The sequence below is a fragment of the Mycobacteriales bacterium genome (assembly GCA_040902655.1).
In the GTDB taxonomy this organism is placed as follows: domain Bacteria; phylum Actinomycetota; class Actinomycetes; order Mycobacteriales; family SCTD01; genus SCTD01.
On the sequence record JBBDWV010000051.1, the window covers coordinates 75,320 to 81,483 of the forward strand.

Annotated in this window: 6 protein-coding genes; 1 reads left to right on the forward strand and 5 read right to left on the reverse strand. The window is 74.7% G+C overall.

The features are described from left to right. From WD794_14505 to WD794_14525, 5 genes are all read right to left on the reverse strand, one after another. Positions 1–393, reverse strand: a 393-nt coding sequence (locus tag WD794_14505; GenBank protein MEX2291520.1) for a DUF5130 family protein, incomplete at its 3' end; no start/stop codon positions are given. Next, complete coding sequence (locus WD794_14510; GenBank protein ID MEX2291521.1) at positions 380–742, reverse strand: hypothetical protein; 363 nt, start codon at positions 740–742, stop codon at positions 380–382. The genes WD794_14505 and WD794_14510, both read right to left, overlap by 14 nt. 39 nt (positions 743–781) lie before the next feature. Further along, complete coding sequence (gene malQ, locus WD794_14515) at positions 782–2,839, reverse strand: 4-alpha-glucanotransferase (protein ID MEX2291522.1); 2,058 nt, start codon at positions 2,837–2,839, stop codon at positions 782–784. 84 nt (positions 2,840–2,923) lie between these two features. Continuing rightward, on the reverse strand, positions 2,924–4,336 hold the full coding sequence (locus WD794_14520; protein MEX2291523.1) for an amidase: 1,413 nt from the start codon (positions 4,334–4,336) through the stop codon (positions 2,924–2,926). A gap of 19 nt (positions 4,337–4,355) precedes the next feature. After that, positions 4,356–4,895 (reverse strand): HNH endonuclease, encoded by a 540-nt coding sequence (locus WD794_14525; protein ID MEX2291524.1) that lies wholly within the window; start codon positions 4,893–4,895, stop codon positions 4,356–4,358. 87 nt (positions 4,896–4,982) lie between these two features. Between WD794_14525 and WD794_14530 the strand changes: the two genes are divergently transcribed. Then, positions 4,983–6,113, forward strand: coding sequence for a mechanosensitive ion channel family protein (locus tag WD794_14530; GenBank protein MEX2291525.1), 1,131 nt, complete (start codon positions 4,983–4,985; stop codon positions 6,111–6,113). The last annotated feature ends 51 nt before the right edge of the window (positions 6,114–6,164 follow it).

Consider the following 6,164-nt stretch of genomic DNA (forward strand, 5'->3'; position numbering starts at 1 on the left):
GGGTTCCGGGGGGGGGCGCGGGCGGGCGGCGTCGGTGATCTGGCGGATCCCGTCGGCGATGCCGCCGACGAGGTCACCGCCGCGGAAGGCGCTGGTCATCGACAGCACCGCAAGGGCACACACCCGGTCCGGCACCCGACGGCGCACCACCGGGCCGGTCACGACCTCGACCCGGCGCTGGCCGGGTGCGACGACGATCAGCACCGCGGAGGGGCTGCGGTCGCCGAGCGCGGCGTGCAGCCGCTCGCAGGCGGCGCGGAAGTTCGAGAGGTCGTCCAGCTCGAGGTCACCGACGAGCACGGACAGGTCGAGTGCGTTCTCCGCGCGCACCCGCTCGACGGCGGTGCCGATCCGTTCCTGCTGGCGCGCGTCCAGCCCGTCACCAGTCGCCACGTGCGCCACCCCTTGTCATCTCCCCGACCTCCGCCTGCTCCACCGCGGCGGCCGGATCCGGAGGTCCGCCGAACCACAGTGGCGGCGCAGTCCAGCCACGGCCGGGCCGGTAGCGGCTGGCGCGGGCCATTCCCGGCAGCCACACGAGCCCGGCGACCACGAACAGGATGAGCGCCGGGAGGAGCACGTAGAGCGCCAGGGCCTCCAGCAGGGTGACGCCCTCGGCCGGCGCGACACCGTCGGGATAGCCGAGCGTGTTGGTGCGGGCAGACTGGCTGCCTCCGCAGGCCGTCAGCGCGGCGGCGGTCGCGGCCGCCAGCAGGCAGACGCGCAGTCGTGGGCTGCTCACGGGCTCCTCACGGGACGGGCGGGGGTCGGTCCGAGCAGGCTATCGAACCCCTCCTGACGCGCCGCCCGTGCCCTCGGCGAGCAGCGCGGACAGCCGCCGTACGCCGGGGTGCTCGAGCAGCTGCTCGAGCGCGAGCGGCCGGCCGGAGCCGTCGGCGAGCGGAAGCCGCCAGTTGGGGTACTCCTCGACGGTGCCCGGCAGGTTCGGCTGGCGTAGGTCGCCGACCGCGTCCCCCAGGGCGGCCAGCACGACCCGGCACGGCGAGGCCGCGAGCGCCGCGTGCATCGCCAGCACCAGGTCGCCGTCGTGCGCGTCCAGCAGACCCGTGGCGGTCAGCATCGCCGTCAGCGCTTCGCGCTCGGCCCGCGCCCGCGCCTGCTCCTGCTCGACGGGGACGCCGAGCTGGCCGAGCTCGTCGCGTACGCGCACGTGCTCGGCGGCCAGGAAGCCCGCGGCCGTCGGCAGGTCGTGTGTGGTGACGCTGGCCAGCGCCAGCGGGCGCCACTGCGACGGCGGCGAGACGTCGCCGTCCTGTGTCTGGAACCACAGCACGGCGCTGCCGAGCACACCGGTCTCGTCCAGCGCCTCGCGGACCCGGTCCTCGACGGTGCCCAGGTCCTCACCGACGACCAGCGCACCGACCCGGTGCGCCTCCAGCGCAAGGACGCCGAGCAGCGCGTCGGCGTCGTACGCGACGTAGGTGCCCTCGGCGGCGGTGCAGCCCGGGGGCACCCACCACAACCGGAACAGCCCCATGACGTGGTCGATCCGCAGGCCGCCGGCGTGCCGCAGCACACCGCGTACGACGTCGCGGAACGGCAGGTAGCCGCTCCCGGCAAGCCGGTCCGGGCGCCACGGCGGCAGGCCCCAGTCCTGACCCTGCTGGTTGAAGGAGTCGGGTGGGGCGCCGACCGTGGTGCCCAGCGCCAGCGCGTCCTGCAGCGCCCAGGCGTCCGCGCCGCCGGCGTCGACACCGACCGCAAGGTCGTGGATCACGCCGACGGCCAGCCCGGCTCCGAGGCCGGCCAGCTGCTCGTCGACCAGCAGCTGCACCCAGCACCAGAAGGCGACCCGCTCCGCGTGCTCGCGGCCGGCTGCGGCCACGGCGGCCGAGTCCGGCCGGCGCAGCTGCTCCGGCCACTGCTGCCACGGAGTCCCGTGTTCCTCGGCCAGCGCGCAGAACAGTGCGAACTCCTCCAGCGGCCGACCCTGCTGCTCCCGCCAGGCGGCCAAATCCTCGGCCCGGTGCAGCGGCCACAGCAGCTCCAGCGCGGCCAGCTTGGCCCGCCAGACCGGGTCGCGCGGGATGCGGTCCGGCTCGGCGGCCGGGCGGAGCGCGTCGACCGCCGTGCGTACGTCGGCCGGTGCGGCGGTGTACTCGGGGACGTCCTCGACGTGCAGGAAGACCGCCGACCGGAACCGCCGGCTGGACGGGGAGTACGGCGAGGGGTGGATCGGCACGACGGGCGTCTCGGCGTGCAGCGGGTTGAGCAGCACCGCACCGGCGCCGTCGGCGGCCGAGCGCTGCAGAACGGTGCGCAGGTCGGCGTAGTCACCCATCGCCCAGGACTGCGCACTGCGCAGGCTGTACAGCTGCACCATCCAGCCCCAGGTCCGGCCGAGCGCCGCCGGCAGCTGCAGGCGGCCCGGCGCCACGCACAGCACCGCCTCGGCGCGTACGGCGCCGGCGGCCGCACGCAGCGTGTGCCACCCGAGGGGCAGGCCGGTGAGCGGGACCGACCGGCGTACCTGCCCGCCGCGCCTGGCCGTCACCGTCGCCGGAACCGGCACGACCCGCGTCGTACCGTCCTCCAGCTCGACCTCGAGCAGCACGTCGGCGTCCTCGTCGACGTGCAGCACCACCTGCCCGGCGCCGCCCCGCAGGACCACCGACGGCGGGAGCAGCCGGCCCCAGGGCGCCGCCTCGGCATCCGCCAGCGCCGCGGCGACGGCCTGCGGGCCGGAGGCATCGACGCCGAGGGCGGACAGCGCGGCGACGACGGACGTCGCCGGGACCTCGACCCGCCGGCCCACCCAGTCCTGGTAGCTGGTGGCGACGCCGTGCGCCCGCGCGAGCTGCTCCAGGTCGGGGGTCATCCCGCGCACCTTTCCCGCACCAGCCGGTCTCACTCGCCCGCTGGACCGACTCACCAGAGGGGCCGACTCACCAGAGGGACGGGCTCACCAGAGGGGCGGCTGCCGCTGCCGCCAGGGCCGGGCCTGTTCCAGCTGGGCCGACACCCTCAGCAGGGTCGCCTCGTCAGCCGGCCGGCCGACCAGCATCACCCCGACGGGCAGGCCGTCCGGTGTCCAGTGCAGCGGCAGGCTGACGGCCGGCTGCCCGCTGGTGTTGTAGACGGCGGTGAACGGCGTCCAGCCGATCATCCGGTCGAATTCCGCGCGGGCATCCCCCGCCTCGCGGAACCACCCGATCGGCGCCGGCAGCTGCGCCAGCGTCGGCGTCAGCACCACGTCGTACGCCGCGGTGGCCGCGATCGCCGTGCGGCTCGCCAGCTGCATCGCCCCCAGGGCCGCGGTGAACTGCGTCGCGGTCGTCTGCCGGCCACGCTTTCGCAGCCACTGCGTCAGCGGCCGCAGCTCGCCCTCGCGCGCCGGGTCGACCGCGAGACCCGCGGCGCTGACCGACCAGACCGTCTCGAACGAGGGCACGAGCGACGGGCCGAACGGCGCGGGTATGTCCTCCACCTCATGGCCCAGCTCGACCAGCAGGGTGCTCGCGTCCTCCCACGCCTGCCGGCACTGCGGGTGCAGGCCGAGGCTGAGCAGGCCGTTGTCGCAGTAGCGGCCGACCCGCAGCCGCCGCGTCTCCTCCTCGCAGGACGACAGGAAGCTGGTGACCGGCGGCGGCGCCCAGTGCGGATCGCCCGGCATCGGCCCGGCCATCGCGTCGAGCAGCGCCGCCGCGTCGCGGACGGTGCGGGCCAGCGGCCCGTGGGTGGCCAGCCCGGTGATGTCGCCGACGAGCGGGCCGTTGCTGATCCGGCCGCGGGAGGGTTTGAGGCCGAACAGGCCGCACACGCTGGCCGGGATGCGGATCGAGCCACCGCCGTCGCTGCCCTGCGCGAACGGCAGCAGCCCGGCGGCGACCGCCGCCGCCGCCCCGCCGCTGGAGCCGCCGGCCGAGCGGGACAGGTCCCACGGGGTACGGGCCGGCGGGGCGACCTCCGGCTCGGTGTAGCAGGGCAGGCCGAACTCCGGTGTGTTGGTCTTGCCCAGGCTGATCGTCCCCGCGGCGCGCAGCTTCTCGACGACGAACTCCGACACCGGCGGGACGAGATCGGCGAAGACCGGTGAACCCAGCTTGGTCGGCACTCCCGCGGTCAGGTTGAGGTCCTTGATGCCGATCGGCACGCCGTGCAGCGGCGGCAGGTCCTCGCCCGCGGCGACGGCGGCGTCGGCCGCCGCCGCCTGCATCCGGGCGCTGTCGAGCGTGAGCGTGACGAAGGCGCCGACGGTCGCGTCGTGTGCGGCGATGCGGGTGGCGTAGTGCTCGACGAGTTCTGCGGACGAGATCTCCCGCCTGCGGACGGCCGCGGCCTGCTCGAGCGTGGTCAGGTCGTGCGGGGACGTCATCGGCGCACCGTAGTGCGCGTCAGGCCGGCTCCTCCAGCGCTGGCTCGGGCACCTGAACCCCGTCGAGATAAGGCGCCCAGCGCGGGTCCAGCCGGCGCGCACCCACGACCCGCCAGGCCGCGCCATTGGGCGCCCGCGGAGAGCAGCGCAGCCGCCAGCCGAGCTCGGCGATGCCGCGGTCGGCCTTCACGTGGTTGCACCGGCCGCACGCCGACACGACGTTCTCCCAGGTGTGCGCGCCGCCGCGGCTCTTGGGCACCACGTGGTCCAGGCTCGTCGCCGGGGCGCCGCAGTAGACGCACCGGCCCCCGTCGCGGGCGAAGACCGCCTTGCGGGTCAGCGGGACGGTGGAGCGGTACGGCACCCGCACGTACCGGGCCAGCCGGACCACCGACGGCACCGGGATCGCGGTACGGGCGCTGTGCAGCACGTCCTCGCCCACCGCGACCGGAACCGCCTTGGCGGTCAGGACCAGCACAGCGGCCCGCCGGCCGGACACCACGCACAGCGGCTCGTAGGTCGCGTTCAGCACGAGTGCCGAGCTCTCCGTACCGGCCATGCGTCCTCCTCCGGGGAGGAGCATGACCGACGCGGCCGGGTTCCGCCACGAGGTACGCCGGGCGGGGGGCCTCCTAGGGTCGAGGGCATGTCCTTCCGACCCGCCGCACTGCCCGAGGCCTGGGCGCAGGCCGTGACGCCGCAGCCGACCCCCTCCTCCTTCTTCGACGCGCCGCTGGGCGAGACGGCGAAGAACGCGGCGTTCTGGACCGCGGAGTGGGTGGCGGCCTCGCTGCGCATCGCGGTGGTGGTGGTGCTGGCCCTGGTGCTGCGGGCGCTCGTGCACCGGGCCATCCAGAACGTGGTGAGCCGGGCCGTCCTGCGACCGGCCGTGCCGGAGGCACTGCGCCAGCGGCTGGTCGACATGACACCGGCAGCCGCTGCCGAACGCCGGCGCCAGCGGGCCGAGACGATCGGCAGTGTCCTGCGCTCCGTCTCGTCGATCGTGATCTTCGGCATCGCGGTCACGACGGTGCTCAGCGAGCTGGGGGTGAACCTCGGACCGGTCCTCACCGGCGCGGGCATCGTGGGGGTCGCGCTCGGCTTCGGTGCCCAGAATCTGGTCAAGGACTTCCTCAACGGGATCTTCATGATCCTCGAGGACCAGTACGGCGTGGGTGACGCGATCGACGTGGGTGAGGCCAGCGGGATCGTCGAGACGGTCGGGCTGCGGGTCACCCGGCTGCGCAGCGTCGACGGCACGGTCTGGCACGTGCGCAACGGCGAGATCCTGCGCGTCGGCAACATGAGCCAGGGCTGGTCGCGGGCGCTGCTCGACATCTCGGTCGCCTACGGCTGCGACGTCGACCACGCGGAGAGCGTCATCGAGCGGGTCGCCCGGGAGACCGCAGCCGGGGAGAAGGTCGGCCCCTTCATGCTCGACGAACCGGAGATCTGGGGCGTGGAACGGCTCGGCGCGGACGGTCTCGACATCCGGCTGGTCGTCAAGACCGCGCCGCTGGAGCAGTGGAAGGTCGCCCGCGAGCTGCGCCACCGCCTCAAGGAGGCCTTCGACGAGGAGGGGATCGAGATCCCGTTCCCGCAGCGCTCGCTGTGGCTGCGCACCTCTCCGGAGGACACGCCCACGCCGGTCACCGACGACGGCCCGGATCCCTCTGTCGCGGCAGCCAAGGCCGCGCGACGCGACGCGCCGGCTCCCCCCGGGGAGGCGGACGCAATGCGCAGCGACACGAGTGCCCTCGAGCGGCCGCCCCTCTGAGCCCTGATCCACCGTTGAAATGGTGATGTTGGGCGGGTCGTAACGCTCGAA

Coding starts and splice junctions, on each gene's coding strand:
- malQ (MEX2291522.1), bottom strand. CDS start 2,839: ATGACCCCCGACCTGGAGCAGCTCGCGCGGGCGCACGGCGTCGCCACC.
- WD794_14525 (MEX2291524.1), bottom strand. CDS start 4,895: ATGGCCGGTACGGAGAGCTCGGCACTCGTGCTGAACGCGACCTACGAG.
- WD794_14530 (MEX2291525.1), top strand. CDS start 4,983: ATGTCCTTCCGACCCGCCGCACTGCCCGAGGCCTGGGCGCAGGCCGTG.
- WD794_14520 (MEX2291523.1), bottom strand. CDS start 4,336: ATGACGTCCCCGCACGACCTGACCACGCTCGAGCAGGCCGCGGCCGTC.